This is a genomic window from Pseudohaliea sp. (assembly GCF_040217025.1).
GTDB lineage: Bacteria > Pseudomonadota > Gammaproteobacteria > Pseudomonadales > Halieaceae > Pseudohaliea.
Genome location: NZ_JAVJOA010000008.1, coordinates 512649 through 530354, shown reverse-complemented (window position 1 = coordinate 530354; position 17706 = coordinate 512649). Strand labels below are relative to the sequence as shown.

General features: G+C 68.2%; 17 protein-coding genes. 2 read left to right on the top strand and 15 right to left on the bottom strand.

Features of this window, described 5'->3' with window-relative positions:
• Position 1: 1 nt before the first annotated feature.
• From mce to RKE50_RS06645, 3 genes are read right to left on the bottom strand one after another with little or no spacing between them, the layout of a single operon-like run.
• The gene (gene mce / locus RKE50_RS06655) at positions 2-412 is read right to left on the bottom strand and encodes a methylmalonyl-CoA epimerase (RefSeq protein WP_350035347.1); all 411 of its coding nucleotides are present in this window, start codon (positions 410-412) and stop codon (positions 2-4) included.
• 9 nt (positions 413-421) lie between these two features.
• Positions 422-3235: an ATP-binding protein gene (locus tag RKE50_RS06650; protein WP_350035345.1), complete on the bottom strand. Its 2814-nt coding sequence runs from the start codon at positions 3233-3235 to the stop codon at positions 422-424.
• Positions 3236-3266: 31 nt separating this feature from the next.
• Positions 3267-4997, bottom strand: a complete 1731-nt coding sequence (locus tag RKE50_RS06645; RefSeq protein ID WP_350035343.1) for an acyl-CoA carboxylase subunit beta — start codon at positions 4995-4997, stop codon at positions 3267-3269.
• 215 nt (positions 4998-5212) lie between these two features.
• On the opposite strand from RKE50_RS06645, the gene RKE50_RS06640 reads away from it, so the two are divergent.
• Positions 5213-6565 (top strand): anthranilate synthase component I family protein, encoded by a 1353-nt coding sequence (locus tag RKE50_RS06640; RefSeq protein WP_350035342.1) that lies wholly within the window; start codon positions 5213-5215, stop codon positions 6563-6565.
• 4 nt (positions 6566-6569) lie between these two features.
• Here RKE50_RS06640 and cysB read toward each other — a convergent pair whose 3' ends face one another.
• From cysB to moaC, 12 genes are all read right to left on the bottom strand, one after another.
• The gene (gene cysB, locus RKE50_RS06635; RefSeq protein WP_350035340.1) at positions 6570-7544 is read right to left on the bottom strand and encodes an HTH-type transcriptional regulator CysB; all 975 of its coding nucleotides are present in this window, start codon (positions 7542-7544) and stop codon (positions 6570-6572) included.
• A gap of 111 nt (positions 7545-7655) precedes the next feature.
• Complete coding sequence (locus tag RKE50_RS06630; protein ID WP_350035338.1) at positions 7656-8561, bottom strand: 5'-nucleotidase; 906 nt, start codon at positions 8559-8561, stop codon at positions 7656-7658.
• 68 nt (positions 8562-8629) lie between these two features.
• Positions 8630-10765 (bottom strand): acetyl-CoA hydrolase/transferase C-terminal domain-containing protein, encoded by a 2136-nt coding sequence (locus RKE50_RS06625; RefSeq protein ID WP_350035336.1) that lies wholly within the window; start codon positions 10763-10765, stop codon positions 8630-8632.
• 89 nt (positions 10766-10854) lie between these two features.
• Positions 10855-12183 carry an alanine/glycine:cation symporter family protein gene (locus RKE50_RS06620; protein WP_350035334.1) on the bottom strand — a complete coding sequence of 443 codons (1329 nt, stop codon included), beginning with the start codon at positions 12181-12183 and terminating at the stop codon, positions 10855-10857.
• A gap of 37 nt (positions 12184-12220) precedes the next feature.
• Entirely contained in the window at positions 12221-12556 is a 336-nt protein-coding gene (gene yajC, locus RKE50_RS06615; protein ID WP_350035332.1) for a preprotein translocase subunit YajC, read from the bottom strand.
• A 113-nt stretch (positions 12557-12669) separates the two neighbouring features.
• Complete coding sequence (locus RKE50_RS06610) at positions 12670-13452, bottom strand: exodeoxyribonuclease III (protein WP_350035330.1); 783 nt, start codon at positions 13450-13452, stop codon at positions 12670-12672.
• Between the two features lie 6 nt (positions 13453-13458).
• Complete coding sequence (gene bcp, locus RKE50_RS06605) at positions 13459-13935, bottom strand: thioredoxin-dependent thiol peroxidase (protein WP_350035329.1); 477 nt, start codon at positions 13933-13935, stop codon at positions 13459-13461.
• A 46-nt stretch (positions 13936-13981) separates the two neighbouring features.
• A complete protein-coding gene (locus tag RKE50_RS06600; RefSeq protein WP_350035328.1) occupies positions 13982-14533 on the bottom strand; it encodes an NUDIX hydrolase in 552 nt (183 codons plus the stop codon).
• 4 nt (positions 14534-14537) lie between these two features.
• Complete coding sequence (locus RKE50_RS06595) at positions 14538-15020, bottom strand: flavin reductase family protein (protein ID WP_350035326.1); 483 nt, start codon at positions 15018-15020, stop codon at positions 14538-14540.
• 5 nt (positions 15021-15025) lie between these two features.
• Positions 15026-15526: a molybdenum cofactor biosynthesis protein MoaE gene (locus RKE50_RS06590; RefSeq protein WP_350035325.1), complete on the bottom strand. Its 501-nt coding sequence runs from the start codon at positions 15524-15526 to the stop codon at positions 15026-15028.
• A gap of 4 nt (positions 15527-15530) precedes the next feature.
• Positions 15531-15779 (bottom strand): molybdopterin converting factor subunit 1, encoded by a 249-nt coding sequence (moaD, locus tag RKE50_RS06585; protein ID WP_350035323.1) that lies wholly within the window; start codon positions 15777-15779, stop codon positions 15531-15533.
• Positions 15776-16264, bottom strand: a complete 489-nt coding sequence (gene moaC / locus RKE50_RS06580; protein WP_350035321.1) for a cyclic pyranopterin monophosphate synthase MoaC — start codon at positions 16262-16264, stop codon at positions 15776-15778. Before moaC ends, moaD begins: the two co-directional genes overlap by 4 nt.
• 120 nt (positions 16265-16384) lie before the next feature.
• Between moaC and RKE50_RS06575 the strand changes: the two genes are divergently transcribed.
• Positions 16385-17698 (top strand): spinster family MFS transporter, encoded by a 1314-nt coding sequence (locus RKE50_RS06575; protein ID WP_350035319.1) that lies wholly within the window; start codon positions 16385-16387, stop codon positions 17696-17698.
• Positions 17699-17706 lie beyond the last annotated feature (8 nt).

The window sequence follows — 17706 nt, the reverse complement described above, 5'->3', positions numbered from 1 at the left end:
GTCAGTGCTCCGCGCCCGGCTGGTTGAGCTCGATGAGCACACCGTCACAGCTCTTCGGGTGGATGAAAATGGTCAGGCAGCCGTGCGCCCCGGGGGCGGGTTCGTCGGCCAGGAACTGGTAGCCCTTTTCCCGCAGCCGGGCGACATCGGCGTGGATGTCGTCGGTGCGGAAGCAGAGGTGGTGGATGCCGCCGCCGCGTTTCTCGAGGTACTTCGCGATCGGGCCCTCGCCGCGCAGCGGGTGCACGAGCTCGATGCTGGTCTCCGGTAGCGGGAAGAAGGCCGTGGCCGTCTTTGCGGCCTCGACGTCTTCGGTGCCCTCGAAGGGCAGGCCGAAATCCTCCAGGAAGCGCTTGATGGCCGCTTCCAGGTCCGGCACGGCGATGGCGATGTGGTCCAGGGCTGTGATCATGGGGTCTCCTCAGACAAGCTGGGCCAGGAATTCGTCGGTGGCGGCACGACGGCGGGCGGCGACCTCCTCCGGGGACTCGATGACGATCTTCTCGTCGGGCGTGATCTTGTACAGCGGCTGTCCCTTGCTGATGATCAGGCCGTCGTCCTCCACCAGCACCTCGTCCACGGTCCCGGCGAAGGGCGCGTAGACCTTGTTGAACATCTTCATCACCTCGATGATATAGAGCGGGTCGCCGGCATCGAAGTGGTCGCCGGCGCGGACGTAGGGCTCGTGGGCCGGCGTCTCGCGGCTGTAGAACATACCACCGCTCTCGGCGAGGATCTCGTCGGCCTTGGCGCGCGGCGGCGGTACCAGCACCTTGGCCATGGCCGCCTGGTGCTCTGTATCGAGGAGTCGCTCCGGGATGTGGATGCTCAGGTCCGCGTTCACCGAGAGCTCGAAGAAGCCGGAGGCTTCCGCCAGGCTGGGCAGCACCGCGAGCAGTTCCATGCCGGCCTGGAAACCGCGGTGCGCAGCGCGCGCGGCGGCCCACTGCGCTTCCTCGACCCCGGCCGGCGCACGGTCCTCCCGGAGCCGCGACTGCAGCGCCAGCCAGTCCTCGTCGCCGGTCACCGCGTGCAGCTCCCGGTAGAAGGCGAGCCCCGCCTGCAGGATCTCGTGGTCGTGGTCCCAGATCACCGAGGCGGCGGGCGCCTCCGGGTCGTAGTCCATGTCGAGGTAGTGATAGGTCTCGTCGAGGAGCACGAGGGGGTTGCCGTTCCAGCTGATGTGCCCGTCGACCACGGTGTAGCTGTCGCGCTGTACGCTGAGCCAGCCGGCGAGCATGTGCGGCTGCGCGAGCAGCAGCTCGAGGGGACGCAGCAGCAGGGTCTGCTTGCGGTCGAGGGCCGAGCCGAGGGCCTTGCCGGCGTCGCCCTCGTGGCCCGCCAGCAGGTGCCGGCGCAGGCCGTCCCAGGCGTGGTGCAGGTCGATGTCGTTGGCGCGCGCCTTCAGCTCGCCGACCGCCGTGAGGTACGGGACGATGAAGCGCGTGGTCGGCCGCGCGTTGATGTTGTTGCCGATGAACCAGTTGACCAGGCCATAGTGGAACTCGAGGTTCGTGGCAAGGTCCTTGCCGCGCATCTGCGCCTGGCGGATGGTCTCGGCCATGCGCTGGTAGGCCTCGAGGCGGGTCTCACCCACCGTGAGGAGGAGCGCGATGTTCGAATCGTAGGCACCGGCCAGCGTGTACTTCATGAAGGTGTCAGTGTCCGGGTTGTGCAGGCTGATCCCCTGGTCGTCCCGGATCTCGCCCTCGATGGGGTCCGACCAGTACTCGATGATGCCGCCCGCCGCCGGCTTGAGCGCCTGGTTGGTCGCGTTCAGCCGCGCCTCGACGCTGTCGTTATGGCGCACTTCGCGGGTCGGCTCGGGCAGGTTGGGGCCGTGCGCGGCGAGCAGCACCATCGCCTCGACCAGGGACTCGACGACGAAGGAGTCCGTCGCGTCTTCGGGATTGGTGAAGCGGAGCGCGTAGCAGAGCTCTGTCACCCGGTGCTCCACCTGGATGCGGGTGTTCATTTCCATGAAGAAATGCTTGTCGCGGTCGACGATGCACTCGAAGGTGGAAACGGAGTCGAGGCCGACGGCCTTGCCGAAGCGCGCGGCCTCGTCTTCCATTTCCTCGAGGGTACGGATCTCCTGCTCGAGGATCCGCGCCTCCTCCAGGTTGCCGTCGGCCTCGGCCTTCGCCAGGGCCGTGCGCAGGCTCTCGTCGGTCACGGAGACCTCGAGCAGCTTCTGCTCGTGCATCTGCAGCGAGCAGTCGCGGCCGCCGAGGGTGATGCACCAGTTGCCGTTGCCGAGCACCTGGATTTCCTGGTGCCGGGTGGTCTCGATGTTGAGCTCGACGAGGATGTTCTTGTTGTCGCCGACCCCCGTGGTTTTCACCTCGTTGAGGATCTCCCGGGCCAGCTCCGGCGTGCGCGCCGCCTCGCCGATAGCGAGGATGCGCTGCCCCTTGCCACCGCCGCCGCTGATCGCCTTCAGGCGGACGCGGTTCTCCGGGAAGTCTGTGGCCATCTTCTCGACCACTTCCGTCAGCGTCTCGCACAGCTCGTCGACCGTGTACAGGTCGACGCCCTTGTTGTAGGAGGCCGCGAGCACGTGGTCTGCCAGGTCCTCGGGCGCCAGGTCCCGGTCCTCGAACAGCGACGCATCGACCGCCAGGCCTTCCTGCGCCGCGAGTGCCTTGAGCGCCGCCGCGTCCGGGTGCTTCTTGAGCAGGGTAAGCGCTGTCGCGTTGTCGACCCCGGGCGTCACGGAAACGCCCGCTTTCAGCGCCGTGCGCTTGGCCTCGTCCTTCAGGCCGGCGTCGTGCACGGTGCGCGCACAGGGCCCGATGAAGTTGAGTCCGGCCGCCTCCATGGCCGACACCATGGTCTCGTCCTCGGCCATGAAGCCGTAGCCGGCAAAGATGGCGTTGTAACCGTTTTCCCGGGCGATGTTGATGATCTGCCGGATACGCTGGCCCCGCTCCTCCTTGTTGGCACCGGTGTAGTCGGGCACGCGGTGGATGCGGTCCGGGTCCGTCATCGCGCGCAGCTCCGGGGCGAGGGCGTTCTGGTAGGTGATCGAGTCCTTCTCCGAGAGCAGGATACCGAAATAGGTGATGCCCATTTCCCGGAACACGTCCATGGCTTCCTTGCGGATCGGGCCGCGGCAGATGATCAGCGGCGCAATGTGCGTGCAGTCGAACTGGCGCACCCAGGGTGAGCGGTGGCGGCCGAGGCGACGGTCGGCGTGGATCAGCGGGTTGTGCAGGTAATGTTCGTTGGACACGGGATTTCCTTATCGTTGCCGGGGCGCAGGATCAGTGGAATTCGCGCTGCACGGAGTCAAGCGGCGCGGGCGTGTAGTGACGGAGACAGAAGTCCATGTGTTCCGCCAGGGCCTGGCGCAGCTCCGAGGGCATGACGATCTGGGAGATGGAACCGAGGCTCAGCGCCTCGTTCGGATTCATCAGCTCGCGCTCGTAGCGCCTGGCGAGTTCCGCCTCCTCGGCCTTGACCCAGGCGTCGACGAGCCCCCGGGCAGCATCCTTCGCTTCGGCCGGGCTCAGCCCGGCGGCCTCCTGCGCACGGGTCTCCGCGGCCAGCCGTTCCGCGACGGCGCCGCGGATCTTGCGCAGCTCGTCCTTGTACACGTACTCGACGCCCGCCGGCCCCATGACGGCCACGCGCGTCGTCGGCAGCGCGACCACGAAATCGGCCCCCGTGGGGTAGTTGTTGTAGGAGGCATAGGCCCCGCCGAAGGCGTTGCGCACGAGCACGAGGAAGCGCGGTGTGCGCAGGTCGACGATGGCATCGAGCATGGCGCGCCCGGCCTGGACGATGCCGCGGCTCTCCTGGTCCTTGCCCGGGAGGAAACCCGTGGTGTCTTCCAGGAAGATGATGGGGATGTTGTAGAGATTGCAGAAGCGGATGAAGCGCGCGTTCTTGTAGGCGGCGTCGATGTCGATCTGCCCCGAGGCCACCGCGGAGTTGTTGGCAACGAAGCCGATGACATTGCCGCCCATGCGGCCCAGCGCGGTGATGGTGTTGCGGGCACGCTCTGCCTGCAGTTCGAGGAAGTCACCGTGATCGCAGAGCTGCTGGATGAGCACGCTGATGTCGATCGGCGTGTTGAAACCCGTGGAGGAATTGAAGGCCTTCTTGAGCAGGATGTCGATGTCCCAGGTCTTGCGGCTGACCGGGTCCGACGACGGCTGGTGCGGGGCGAACTCGCTGTTGCAGCCGGGCAGGTACTTGAGCAGTTCGCGCACCTTGCGCAGGGCGGCCACCTCGTCGGGCACCACGAAGTCCGTGACGCCGCTCTGGCTGTGCACGCCGGGCCCGCCGAGCTCGTCCGGGGTCACGTCCTCGCCGAGCACGGACTTCACCACGCCGGGACCGGTCAGCCCGAAGAAGGTATCGTTGGGCTGGATGAGGAAGCTGCCCTGCCGCGGCAGGTAGGAACCGCCGCCGGCGTTGAAGCCGAACATGCACATGATGCTCGGCACCACGCCGCTGATCTTGCGCAGGGCGGTGAAGGCATCGGCGTAGCCGTCGAGGCCGCCGACACCCGCGGGTATGTAGGCGCCGGCCGAGTCGTTGAGGCCGACGAGGGGAATGCGGCGCTTCGCCGCGAGCTCGAACAGGCGGGCCAGCTTCTTGCCGTTGGTGGCGTCCATGGAACCGGCACGGACGGTGAAATCGTGACCGTAGATGGCGACGTCGCGACCGCCGACACGGATCAGGGCAGTGACCAGCGAGGCGCCATCGAGGTTCGGCCCCCAGTTCTGGTATAACACCGTCGGCGGCTCGTCGGCGAGAAACTTGATCCGCTCCCACACCGTCATCCGCTTTTTCAGGTGCTGCCGCTGCACGTTGCGCACACCGGCGGCCTCGTAGGGGCGGGCCTGCAGCGCCGCCCCCGCGCGCAGTGCGTCCTCGTAGGGCCCTGGCTCCGAGGCGATCTGCCCCGGTACCTCGAAGGTCCGTTCCACGGTTGCTGCGAACGGGTTTTCGAGGCTGGCGTAGGGCGTCTGCTTGTCTTCACTCATGGCGTGGTCCACCGTGGCTTCGGGGTTATTGTTGCTGGCAGGCGCCCGCGGGGAACGCCGCGCCGCCAGTAGGCACGCAGCACGGCGCGGGGACACCCGGATTTCGGGGCAAAGACGATAGCCCCCGGGGGCTGTTAAGTCAATGGAAAACAACAGCTTATGAAGAAAACCAGAGTGCCAGTCCAGCCCCCGGGTCAATCCCGGCCATGCTGACGGTGAGTACATCTCGCGGGACCGTTGAGACGGTGCCCTACCGCGATGACCCGCTCGCGCACTACCGTCGCCTCGCCGACCTCCCGGACCCGGTGCTCCTGGACAGCGGCGGGGAAAGGGGCCTGGACCTGGTCGCCGCGGCGCCGCTTGCAGACCGCAGCCTGCGCCTGCCCGCGGCGCCCGATGCCGCGGCCGTCGCCGGTTTCTTCACCGCCCTCGAAGCCCTGCACGCCGATCGACCCGCGGTGGACGACGTTCGCACCGGCCTGCCCTTTGCCGGCGGCCTGGTCGGTGTCGTCGGTTACGATGCCGCCCTGCCCCTGCACGGGCTCGCCGGGCGCTCCGGCCCCGCGGGAACCCCCGCCGCCCTCGTTCACGAGTACCCCTGGGCCGTGCTGCAGGATCGCGCCCGCCGCAAAGCCTGGCTGGTCGCGCGACCGGGGGTGGCTCCGGCCCTGCGCCGGGACCTGTGCTTGCGGCTGCACGCGCAGGCCGCCGACTCGCCGGCCGCCTTCGCGCTGGAGCGCCCGTTCACGCCTGACCGTGACGAAGCCGGCTACCGCGAGGCCTTCGAGCAGGTACAGGCGTGGATCCGCGCCGGCGACTGCTACCAGGTCAACCTCGCGCTGCGCTTCACGGCGCCCTTCCGCGGGGACCCCCTCGATGCCTATGCCATGCTGCGACGCACCGGCAGTGCGCCCTTCGGTGCCTACCTGCCGCTGGGCGACGGCCGCGCCCTGCTCTCCCGCTCCCCGGAGCGCTTCCTCGCGGTCAGCGGCGGCGTGGTCACCACGGAGCCGATCAAGGGGACCCGCCCCCGGGCCGCGGACGCCGCCACCGACCGGGCCATCGCGGAGGAACTCGCGGCATCGACCAAGGACCGGGCGGAGAACCTCATGATCGTCGACCTGCTGCGCAACGACCTCGGGCGCAACTGTCGACCCGGCAGCATCCGTGTCGAGGAGCTGTTCGCCCTGCGCAGTTTTCCCGCCGTGCACCACCTGGTAAGCACCGTCCGCGGTGAGCTCGCGCCCGGTCACAGTCCGGTGGCCCTGCTTCGCGACAGCCTGCCGGGTGGCTCCATCACCGGCGCGCCCAAGCGCCGCGCCATGCAGATCATTCACGCCCTCGAGCCCGCGCCCCGGCAGGCCTACTGCGGCACCCTGTTCTACCTCGACGACGCGGCCCGCATGGACAGCAGCATTCTCATCCGCAGCCTGCTGGCGGAGGACGGCGAGCTGCACTGCTGGGGTGGGGGCGGCGTGGTCGCCGACTCGGCCTGCGACGCGGAACACCGCGAGATCTACGACAAGGTCGGCGGTTACCTGCGCACGCTGGAGTCAACGCTACCCTGAGGGCTCAGTAGGTCGGCAGGTCCACGTGGTCGAAGAGCGTCTCGACCTCGCCGCGACTGCGCGCAGCGAAGGCCTCCTGCACCAGTTCCCGGGTAAGGTGCGGGGCGAAGTCTTCGATGAAGTCGTACATGTAGCCGCGCAGGAAAGTGCCCTTGCGGCAGGCGATGCGGGTCACGCTGGGCGCGAACAGGTGACCGGCGTCGAGGGCAACGAGGTCACGGTCGTTGTTCGGGTCGTGGGCCATGCTGGCGATAATGCCGATACCGAGGCCGAGGCGGACATAGGTCTTGATTACGTCGGCATCCGCGGCGGTGAACACGACCCGGGGCGTGAGCCCCGCGGCGGAGAAGGCCTCGTCGAGGCGAGAACGGCCGGTGAAGCCGAACACGTAGGTCACCAGCGGGTGCGCGGCGACATCGGCGAGCGACAGCTCGCCGCCCTGGGCGAGCGGGTGGTCCCGGGGCACGATCACGCTGCGGTTCCAGCGGTAGCACGGCAGCATCACCAGGTCGCCGAACAGCTCCATCGCCTCCGTGGCGATGGCGAAATCCACCGTGCCGTCGGAAGCGAGCTCGGCGATCTGCATCGGCGTGCCCTGGTGCATGTGCAGGGACACCTCCGGGTAGCGCTCGATAAAGCCGCGGATCACGGGCGGCAGCACGTAGCGGGCCTGCGTATGGGTGGTGGCGATGGAGAGCGCGCCCTTCTTCTCGTCGCAGAATTCCTGCGCGACCTGCTTGATGCTCTCGACCTTGCGCAGGATCTCCCCGGCGGTCTCGAGGATGACCTCACCGGCCGGCGTGACGTGAGTCAGGTGCTTGCCGCTGCGCGCGAAGATCTCCACCCCGAGCTCATCCTCGAGCAGGCGGATCTGCTTGCTGATACCCGGCTGGGACGTGAACAGGCTCTGCGCCGTCGCGGAAACGTTGAGGTCGTGGTGAGCGACCTCCCAGATGTAGCGCAGCTGCTGCAGTTTCACGCGATGCTCCCCCTGTGCCTCGTGGCGCATGGCCCCGCGCCCCGGCGAGGGGCTGCTTTATGAAGAATAGCCATCAAGGTAACGGCATTCCAGTGCCAGCTGTAATAAGGCTCAGCGGGGGTCGTTAGCGACACCGTGGGGCACATGGCCCGTCGCCACGTGGGAGCCGGCCGAGCGGCAGTAGGTCTCCTGGTCGTCGAAGAACACGTCGGCCTGGTAGGCGCGGAGGAAATCCGCCTTGTCCAGGCCGCCGAGGAAAATGGACTCGTCGATGCGGATGTTCCAGGCCCGGAGGGTGTGGATCACGCGTTCGTGGGCCGGTGCGGAGCGGGCGGTGACCAGCGCAGTGCGGATCGGCGCTTCCGCCGGGGGAAAGGCCTGCTGCAGCTCGTGCAGCGCAGCGAGGAAGGGCTTGAAAGGCCCGCCCTCGAGGGGCTTGCGCGCCGATGCCCGCTCGCTGGCGGTGAATGCCTCGAGCCCCTCGAGCTTGAACACGCGCTCGGCCTCGTCGGAGAAGATCACCGCGTCGCCATCGAAGGCAAAGCGAAGCTGGTCGTCGGCGCCCTTGGCGCCCTTGGACGAGACCAGGGTGGCAGCGGCGACACCGCACTCCAGCGCGTTGCGCACGTCCTCCGGCTCCGTGGACAGGAACAGGTGGCAGCCGAAGGCATTGACGTAGCGCCAGGGGCTGGCGCCTCCGCAGAAGGCCGCCCGGCTGATGGCGAGCTCGTAGTGCTGGATGGAGTTGAACACCCGCAGCCCCGTGTCGGCGCTGTTGCGCGAGAGCAGGACCACCTCGACCCGGGCATCGCCCTCGAGGCGCTGGTTGATGCGCAGGAGCTTCTCGACCAGGGGAAAGGCCTCGCCGGGGGCCAGGGGCTCCTCCTCGCGGGCGACCTGGTACTCGGAGTAGGCAGCCAGGCCCTGCTCCTCGAAGACCCGGTGGCTCTCACCGAGGTCGAAGAGCGCGCGGGAGGAGATGGCAATGACCAGCTTGTTGTCGAGGGTAACGGGCATGGCGCAAGCATAGCGCGCGGCCGCCGCCCCGGGGAAGCGCCCGACCCTGCCGCGGCAGCGGGGCCGTATCAGCCCGCCCGCAGCAGTCCCCGTTCTTCCAGGTCCAGCAGCAGCAGCTGCTGCAGAATGAACTCCCGGCTCGTCTCCGGGTGGTCGAGGTGGATGCGCTCGAGGTAGTGCTTCGCCTCCTCGTGCTGCGGGTGGTGCAGCAGTGCACGCACCGTGCGAGCCAGGAAATGCGCCGGCTCTTCGCTGAGCACCTTGATGCGGCGCAGGCTGGCTGCCAGGGCCAGTTCCTCGTCGGTCATCTCCGTGCCGAAGGGGTAGTCCGGCAGCAGCCCACCCTGGCGGTAGCCGGCGAGGGCCTCCTGCAGGCGCCCCGGGAGATTGTGACGCTGCGCCGCGGGAACGCGATAGTCCTCCGGCAGCTTGCCGGCGGCCTTGGCCGCCTGCGCCAGCTCGTCCTGGAAGCGGCTGTCGGCGACGGCGATGAGCCGCCGGATCACCTCCGCGTCCTCCTGGCCGCGCAGGTCGGCCACGCCGTACTCGGTGACGATGATGTCGCGCAGGTGCCGGGGAATCGTCGTGTGCCCGTAGTGCGGAACGATGTTCGAGGAGAGCCCCTTGCCGCTGCCCCGGGTCGCCCGGATACAGAGGATGGAGCGGGCACCGGGCAGGTCGTGCGCCATGGCCACGAAGTTGTACTGGCCCCCGACCCCGCTGATGACGGTGCCGTCCTCGAGGGCATCGGAGGTCACCGCGCCGCTCAGGCTCACCATCATCCCGGTATTGATGAAGCGGGCATCCCGGCGCTGGGCGCAGTAGAGCGGGTAGTTCTGCAGCAGCTGGTTCGTGCGCAGCACGCTGGTCATGCAGATGGCATCCCGCGTCTCGTCATCCAGGTTGCAAAGTTTTGCATAGAAGTCCCGGGGCCCGAGGAAAAAGCCACCGTGTATCACGTGACCGTGGCGCAGCCGGGCGCCGCCGACCGCCTCCAGCAGCCGCTCGCGGGTTGTGCCGGCGTCGAGATCATTGGCGAATTCCCCGCCCTCCAGGGTGAGGGTCGCGCCGGCCAGCCCCAGCCCCTCCGGCAGCAGGCCCCAGTATTGGCCCTCGGCGAGCGAGGCCGCGTCGAGCGTTTTCGGCAGCACGCCGTGCTGTCGCGCGTAGCGGAACAGCGAGTCGTCGACCGTGTCGGTGATCGTCCCGTCGTTCAGGCCCTGCTGCAGCGCCAGGTTGTCGTAGACGCGACGGTTGACGATACCCGCCTCCATCAGCTGCAGCATCCCGTTCACGAACATCTCCGTGGAGACGTACAGCCCGTCCTCGAAGCGTCCCCCGGCGGCGTTGCCGCCGAGGGCGCGAAGCACTGCGCGGTAATCGGCGGTGCGGCGGTGCCGGAGCAGAAGGGCGTGGGCCAGCGCGTCGCCGAGCGCGCCGATGCCGATCTGCAGCGTACCGCCGTCGACCACCAGGCTGCTCGCGTGCAGCGCGGTCGCGTAGTCGGCCAGCGGAATGGCCGGGTTGGGCACTGCGAAGAGCTGCCGGTTGAGCGCGGGATCTTCCAGCAGCAGGTCGAAGGTCTCCGGGGGCACTTCCGCATCATTGGTCATGAAAGGCAGGTCCGGGTGCACCTGGGCGATACTCAGGTAGCTGCCGGGCCGCTCGCGGTGCAGGCAGTCGAGCAGGTCGAGGGCCGTATCCGGGTTGCAGGAAAGGCTGAGGCGACGAGCGCCGCCCGAGCCCCGGGAGGCGACGAGCTGGACCAGCACGTTGACGCCGGCGGCGCAGAGGTCCCGGGCGATGTGCGTATAGTTGCTGGAGATGTAGTGCTGCTGCGCACTGGCCAGCCCTTTCATGGAACCGGCCTTGAAGTAGAGCTCGCTGACCGTGATGTTGTCCGGGAGCCTGCCCGCCCGCAGCGCCTCGAGGTACGCCAGCCCCTCGTAGTCGCCGAAGAGGCGCTCGATGATCGGCCCCGCCAGCTCCTTTTCCACCGGGTCCCTGGGCACCGGGACCTCCAGCGACAACGCGGTGTAGATGTGCAGCTTGAGACTGCGGTCCGCTTCGGCGCGCCGGTAGAAGGCATTGAGCAGCTGAACGGGCTTGCCGAGGCCGAGCGGCGCACCCAGGCGGATGTCCTTGCCCACGGCCGCGATCGCGGCGTCCACGCAGGCGTCGGGAGAGGTTTGCAGCTCGGTCATGGCGGTTTCCCCTGTTCTTATCTTCGCCAACGATTGCACAGGGCGCGGCGGGCGGCGTTGCGCGAGATCAAAACCGCCGTCGATCGCGCTCAGTGCGCGCGGGCGAAGTATTCGCGGGAGATGCGGAAGACCAGCGGCCCGAGGAGCAGGAGCGCGATGAGGTTGGGGATCGCCATGAAGGCGTTCAGCGTGTCGGCGAGCAGCCAGATGAGGTCGAGCTGCACCACGGTGCCCACCGGCAGGGCCAGCACCCAGAGCAGGCGAAAGGGCAGGATGCCGCGGGTGCCGACGAGAAAGACCACGCAGCGCTCGCCGTAGAAGGACCAGCCGATGGTGGTGGTAAAGCCGAACAGGCACAGGCCCAGGGTGACGATGATCTCGCCACCGGGGAAGGCACCGCCGAAGGCCAGGGAAGTCAGGCTGGCGCCGCTGACCCCGGTGGGCAGCACGTCCATGATCACGATCACCAGGCCGGTCATGGTGCAGACCACCAGCGTGTCGATGAACGTGCCGAGCATGGCGATCATGCCCTGTTCCACCGGCGAATCGGTGCGCGCCGCGGCGTGGGCGATCGGCGCGCTGCCGAGGCCCGCCTCGTTCGAGAAGATGCCCCGGGCCACGCCGAAGCGCAGCGCCGCCCAGACCGTCGCGCCGGCGAAGCCGCCGGTGGCCGCCGAGCCGGTGAAGGCCGAGCGCACGATCTCCGCCACGGCGCCGGGCACGGCATCGGCGTGAAACAGGATGACCAGCAGGCTCATGAGCAGGTAGCTCGAGGCCATGAGCGGCACCAGGTAGCTCGCCACCTGGGCGATGCGCTGGATACCCCCGAGGACCACGGCGCCCACCAGGATCATTAGCACGATGCCGGTGAACAGCGGCGGTACCGCGTAGCTGTCGTTGAGGACCTGGGCAATGGAATTGGACTGCACCGTGTTGGCAATGCCGAAGCCGGCCAGGCTGCCGAAGATGGCAAAGGCGTAGGCGAGGAAATGCCAGCGGCGGCCGAGGCCGTTGCGGATATAGTACATGGGCCCGCCGCTGTAGTTACCGTCCGCATCCTGCTCGCGGAAACGCACGGCGCACACCGCCTCGGCGTACTTCGTGGCCATGCCGAAGAGCGCCGTGAGCCACATCCAGAACAGCGCTCCCGGCCCGCCGAGGGCGAGCGCCGTGGCCACGCCGGCGATATTGCCGGTGCCGATGGTCGCCGACAGGGAGGTCATGAGCGCGCTGAACGGCGAGATGTCGCCATCGCCGCTGCCGGTGCGGCCGCGCAGCAGCAGGCCGATGGCCCGGGGCAGGCGGCGCAGGGTGGCGAAGCGCAGGCCGAGGGTCAGGAAGACGCCCGTGCCCAGCAGCAGCACGAGCATGACCGGCCCCCAGGCCCAGCCATTGACGGTGATGATCAGGTCGCGCACGGCGGGCTCATGTCGGGTTCAGCCGGGTCGGGGGTTTTCAGTCGCCGATGGCTTTCAGCGTGCCTTTCGGCAGCTTGGCATGCACGTGGATGCGCTGGAACTTCAGCGTCGTGTTCTCGCCCACGTTGAGCACCATGTAGTTGTCGTCGAGGGCGGTGATGCGGCCGAGGATGCCGGCGCTGGTGACCACTTCGTCACCCTTGGCCAGGCTGCCCACCAGGTCCTGGTGCTCTTTCTGGCGCTTGCGCTGCGGCCGGATGGCAATGAAGTAGAAGATCGCGAACAGGCCGACGAGAAAAACGATCTGGAACAGGCCGCCACCGGGCGGCGGCTCGGCGCCCTGGGCGTGGGCGGCTGCGATAAACGGGATCATGACGGTCCTTCTTGCACTGGTTGCGTTGGTTGCTCGGAAAAGGGGGTGGCATGCCGACGCGGCAATGTAACGGGTTTGGGCGTCCCGGGCAAACGACGGCGCCGGCCAAAACCCTAGGCGTTCAGCTCGAGGTCGAAGACCATGGTCTGCGGCGCATGGTCCGAGAAGCGCTCCTCCTTGTAGATGGATGCCGCGCTGACGCGGTCCGCGAGGCCGGGCGTGATCACCTGGTAGTCCAGGCGCCAGCCGACGTTCTTCGCCCAGGCCTGGCCCCGGTTCGACCACCAGGTGTACTGATCCGGTCCCGGCTCGACCAGGCGGAAGCTGTCCAGGTAGCCGAGCTCGGCGTAGACGCGGTCCAGCCATGCCCGTTCCTCCGGCAGGAAGCCCGAGTTTTTCTGGTTGGCCTTCCAGTTGCGCAGGTCGATTTCCTTGTGACAGATGTTCCAGTCGGCGCAGATGACGAACTCCCGGCGCTTCCGGCGCAGGCTGCGCAGGTGGTCGTAGAAGCGGTCCATGAAGGCGTACTTCTTCTCGAGGGCCGCTTCGCTGCTCGACCCCGAGGGCAGGTAGAGGGACACCACGGAGAGCCCCTCGTAGTCGGCCTGCAGGTAGCGCCCCTCGTCGTCCGCCGGGTCCCAGCCCAGGCGGTCGATGACCCTGCGCGGCCGGACCCGCGAGTAGAGCGCGGTGCCGCTGTAGCCCTTGCGCCGGGCGTCGTTGTAGTAGCAGTGATAGCCCGCCGGGTAGAACGGGCTCTCATCCAGCTGGTGCTCCTGCGCCTTGGTCTCCTGGATGCAGACGATATCCGGCTGCTCGCGCTGGAGCCATTCGAAGAAGCCCTTGCGGGCCGCTGCACGAATGCCGTTCGCATTCAGCGTGACGATGGAGACCATCGCCCGCTACAGGCCGAGTTCATCGATGAGGGCCAGCACGTCGTCGTGGTGCGACTTGGTCTTGACCTTGTCCATCACGTGCTTCAGCCGGCCGTCCTTGCCGATGATGAACGTGGTGCGCAGGATGCCCATGAACTCCCGGCCCATGAACTTCTTCAACCCCCAGGCGCCATACTTCTCGGCGATGGCGTGGTCCTCGTCGGAGAGCAGCGTGAAGTTCAGCTGCTCCTTGTCGATGAACTTGCCCAGGCGCGCCACCGGGTCCGGGCTCACGCCGAGCACAACCGTGTCTTTCTTCGCGAGCGCCTTGCTGCTGTCGCGCAGGCCGCAGGCCTGCACCGTGCAGCCGGGCGTCATGGCCTTGGGGTAGAAATAGAGAACCACGTTCTTGTCGTCGCGAAACTGCTTCAGGCTGACCTTGTTGCCGTCCTGGTCGGGCAGCGCGAAAGCCGGGGCCAGATTGCCGATCTTGGGAAATGCCATGGTGGACTCCTCGTTAACTGACATCGTTGCTCGCCTGCGCCGGGGCTCACCCGCCGGCGTCGCGGCGGCGGTAGATGGTTTCCACGGCCAGGGGGTAATCGCGGCCGGCTTCCCGGTCCGCGAAGAAGGCGCGCAGCGCCCGGTAGATGCTCGGGAACGCGAGCTCGTCCCAGGGCACCTCGTCGCGGTGGAACAATCGCGTATCCGTGCTCTCCGGGCCTGCCGCGTGGCTGCCGTCCACCAGCGTACAGCGGTAGAACAGGTAGACCTGGTTGATGTAGGGCACGTCGTAGACGCGGTAAAGCGCGAGATCCCTGACCTGCGCCCGGGCCTCCTCCCAGGTCTCCCTGGCGGCGCCCTCCTCCGTCGTTTCACCGTTCTCCATGAACCCCGCCGGCAGGGTCCAGTAGTCCCGGCGCGGCTCGATGGCGCGGCGGCAGAGCAGCACCTGCTCGCCCCAGGTCGGCAGGCAGCCGACGATGACCCGGGGGTTGATGTAGTGAATCGTCTCGCAGGCGGTGCAGACAAAGCGCTCCCGGTCGTCACCCGGCGGAATGCGGAAGTCGACGGCCGCGCCGCAGTCACTGCAGAACTTCATGGGCTCAGGACACCACGAGGGCGCGGTAACCGCCGCGGTAGAACACCAGGGGATCGCGCGTGATGTCCGCGGCAAAGCGGGTCACGCGCCCGACGATGATCGTGTGGTCGCCGCCTTCGTGCGTTGCCGCGAGCTCGCACTCGAAGTGGGCCAGGGCCCCGCTGATGACCGGGGCGCCGTTATCGCCGGCCGTGAAGTGCGCAGCGTCGAGCAGGTGGCCGCCGGGCTGTGCGTAGCGCACCGAGAGCGCTTCCTGCTCTGCCGAGAGCACGTTGATGGCGTAGTGCTGCGGCGTGGCGAAAACGTCGAAGACTTCCGAGTTGTTCTGCAGGCTCCACAGGACCAGGGGCGGGTCGAGGGACACGGAGGAAAAGGAGTTTACGGTGAGCGCCTGCGGCTGTCGTTCACCGTCGAACGCGGTGACCAGGCACACCCCTGTGGTGAAATTGCCAAGGGTGTTGCGCAGTTCCCGGGGATCCAGTGCCATACTCGCTACTCTTGCCTGCTTGCCGTGGTCGTGTCCGCCGCGCCGGCCCAGCGCGCCGCGCGATCGAGGTCGCCGCGCCGTGCCTCCACCCAGCGCGCTTCGCCCGCCCAGTGTTCCTTTTTCCAGAAGGGCGCGCGGGTTTTCAGGTAGTCCATGGTGAATTCACAGGCGGCGAAGGCATCGCCGCGGTGAGCGGCGGCGGCGCCGACCCACACGATTCTAGCACCCGGGGCGAGTTCGCCAATGCGGTGGACCACCCCGATGGCGAGGAGCGACCAGCGCTGCGCCGCGTCGTCGAGAATCGCCTCGACGGCGCGCTCCGTCATGCCCGGGTAGTGCTCGATGGTGAGGCCCGTGAAAGCCTCGTCTCCCGGCGGGCGCCGCACCAGGCCGGTGAAGGTCGCCACCGCGCCCGCTGCCTCCCCGCCCCCGCTCCCGGCCAGGAGCGCTGCCTGCAGCGCCGCCGGGTCGAAATCGGCCTGCTGTACACGACAGAAGCGGTGCATGCGGTCAGCCGCCGGTCACCGGGGGGAAGAAGGCGACCTCGTCGCCGGGACCGAGCGCCGCGTTGCCGTGCACCACGGCCTGGTTCACGGCACAGACGAGGTTGGGCTGCGCGAGCACTTCCCGGAAGGCGTCGCCGCGCGCCGCCAGCGCCTCGCGGAGCGCGTCGAGATCCGCCGGCAGCGCCTCGCCGTCGAACTCGCATTCCGCCGTGCCGAGACGTTCGCGCACGCTGGCAAAGAACAGCACTCTCACGCCGGCGACCCGTCGCGCGTGTAGTCGCCGGAGCGGCCGCCGCGCTTCGCCAGCAGCCGCGTCGCGGCGATGGTCATGTCCCGGTCGACGGCCTTGAGCATGTCGTACACGGTGAGCGCCGCCACGGAAGCCGCCGTGAGGGCCTCCATCTCCACCCCGGTGCGCCCCGCCACCGCGCAGCGGGCGACAATGCGCACCCCCGGCAGCTCATCGCAGGCCGTGAGCTCGACGTCGATGCGATCCAGGGGCAGCGGATGGCACAGCGGAATCAGTTCCGCGGTGCGCTTGGCTGCCTGGATGCCGGCAATCCGCGCCACCGCGAACACGTCGCCCTTGGCGGCGTTGCCGGCGCGCAGGAGTTCGAGCGTCGCCGGCGCCATGACCACCTCGCTCCCGGCGATTGCCTCCCGGCGGGTGACGGGCTTGTCGCCCACATCCACCATGTGGGCCTCGCCGTTCTTGTCCAGGTGTGTCAGTTCCGCCATTGCCCCGGCCCTGCGCGCATTGGCCGGGCAGTCTAGCCAAAGGGCGTGCGTGAAGCCAGAAATACCAATAGCCCGGCGGCTGTGGCACAGTCTGCGCCACCTTGCTTCAGCGGTGCCGCTGTGACGACCGAGAACAAGAACGTCCGCGACGACAGCTTCAGCCCCGGTTACAAGCGCTTCGTGCTGGTGATGCTGACCGTCGTCTACGCCTTCAATTTCATCGACCGGCAGATCCTGGTGATCCTGCAGGAGCCGATCAAGGCCGACATGGGCCTCTCGGACGCGCAACTCGGGCTGCTCTCGGGCTTCACCTTCGCCGTCATCTACGTAACCGCCGGCATTCCCATCGCCTACCTCGCGGACCGCGGCAACCGCCGCAATATCGTTGCGGCAGCGCTCACGGTCTGGAGCGCCATGACCGCCCTCTCCGGCCTCGTGCAGAACTACGGCCAGCTGCTGCTGGCCCGGGTCGGGGTCGGCCTCGGCGAGGCCGGCGGCAGCCCGCCGGCGCACTCGATGATCAGCGACTACTACCCGCCGGAGCACCGCGGCACGGCGCTCTCCTTCTACTCCTCGGGCATCTACGTGGGGATTCTGCTCGGCTATGCCTTCGGCGGCATGCTCGCCGAGACCTTCGGCTGGCGGGCAGCTTTCATGGTCGTGGGCGTCCCGGGGATTCTCTTCGCCCTGGTCCTCGTCCTGACCGTCAGGGAACCGCCCCGGGGCCGCTGGGACGCCGCCGGCAGCAACGACCACCGGCCCGGCATCGGCGAAACGCTGCGCCTGCTCCGTGCGCGGCCCTCCTTCTGGTACGTGGCAATGGGCTGCGCGCTCACCTCCTACGTGGCCTATGGCAACGGCAATTTCCTGCCCTCGCTGCTGATCCGCAACCACGGCATGAGCGTGGGCGACGTCGGCCTCGTGCTGTCACTGGTGGCGGGCCTGTCGGGCGCGATCGGTACCTTTCTCGGCGGCTACCTCGGCGACCGCCTCGCCGTCGGCGACCGCCGCTGGTACGTGTGGGTCCCGATCCTCGGCGGCACGCTGGCGTTCTTCCCCTATTTCTACGTGGTGCTCGGCGAGAACACGAAGGCGGTGTTGTCCGTCCTCGCCGTGGTCTCGGTGGTGAACTCGCTCTACCTCGGCCCGAGCATCGCGATCTCCCACGCCCTCGTGCCCCCGCGCATGCGCGCGCTGACTTCCGCGGTGCTGTTCTTCGTGCTCAACATGATCGGCCTCGGGCTCGGCCCGTTCCTCACCGGTCTCGCCAGCGACCTGCTCGCCCCGGTAGCCGGCGACCAGAACCTGCGCTGGGCCATGGTCCTTACCGCCTGCGTGGGCCTCCTCGCCCTCGCCAGCTTTTTCCTCGCGGCGCGGCACCTCCCGGCGGACCTCGCACGGGCCGGCAGCCCCGGCAGCGGCAGCCGCTCCTGACTCTGTTA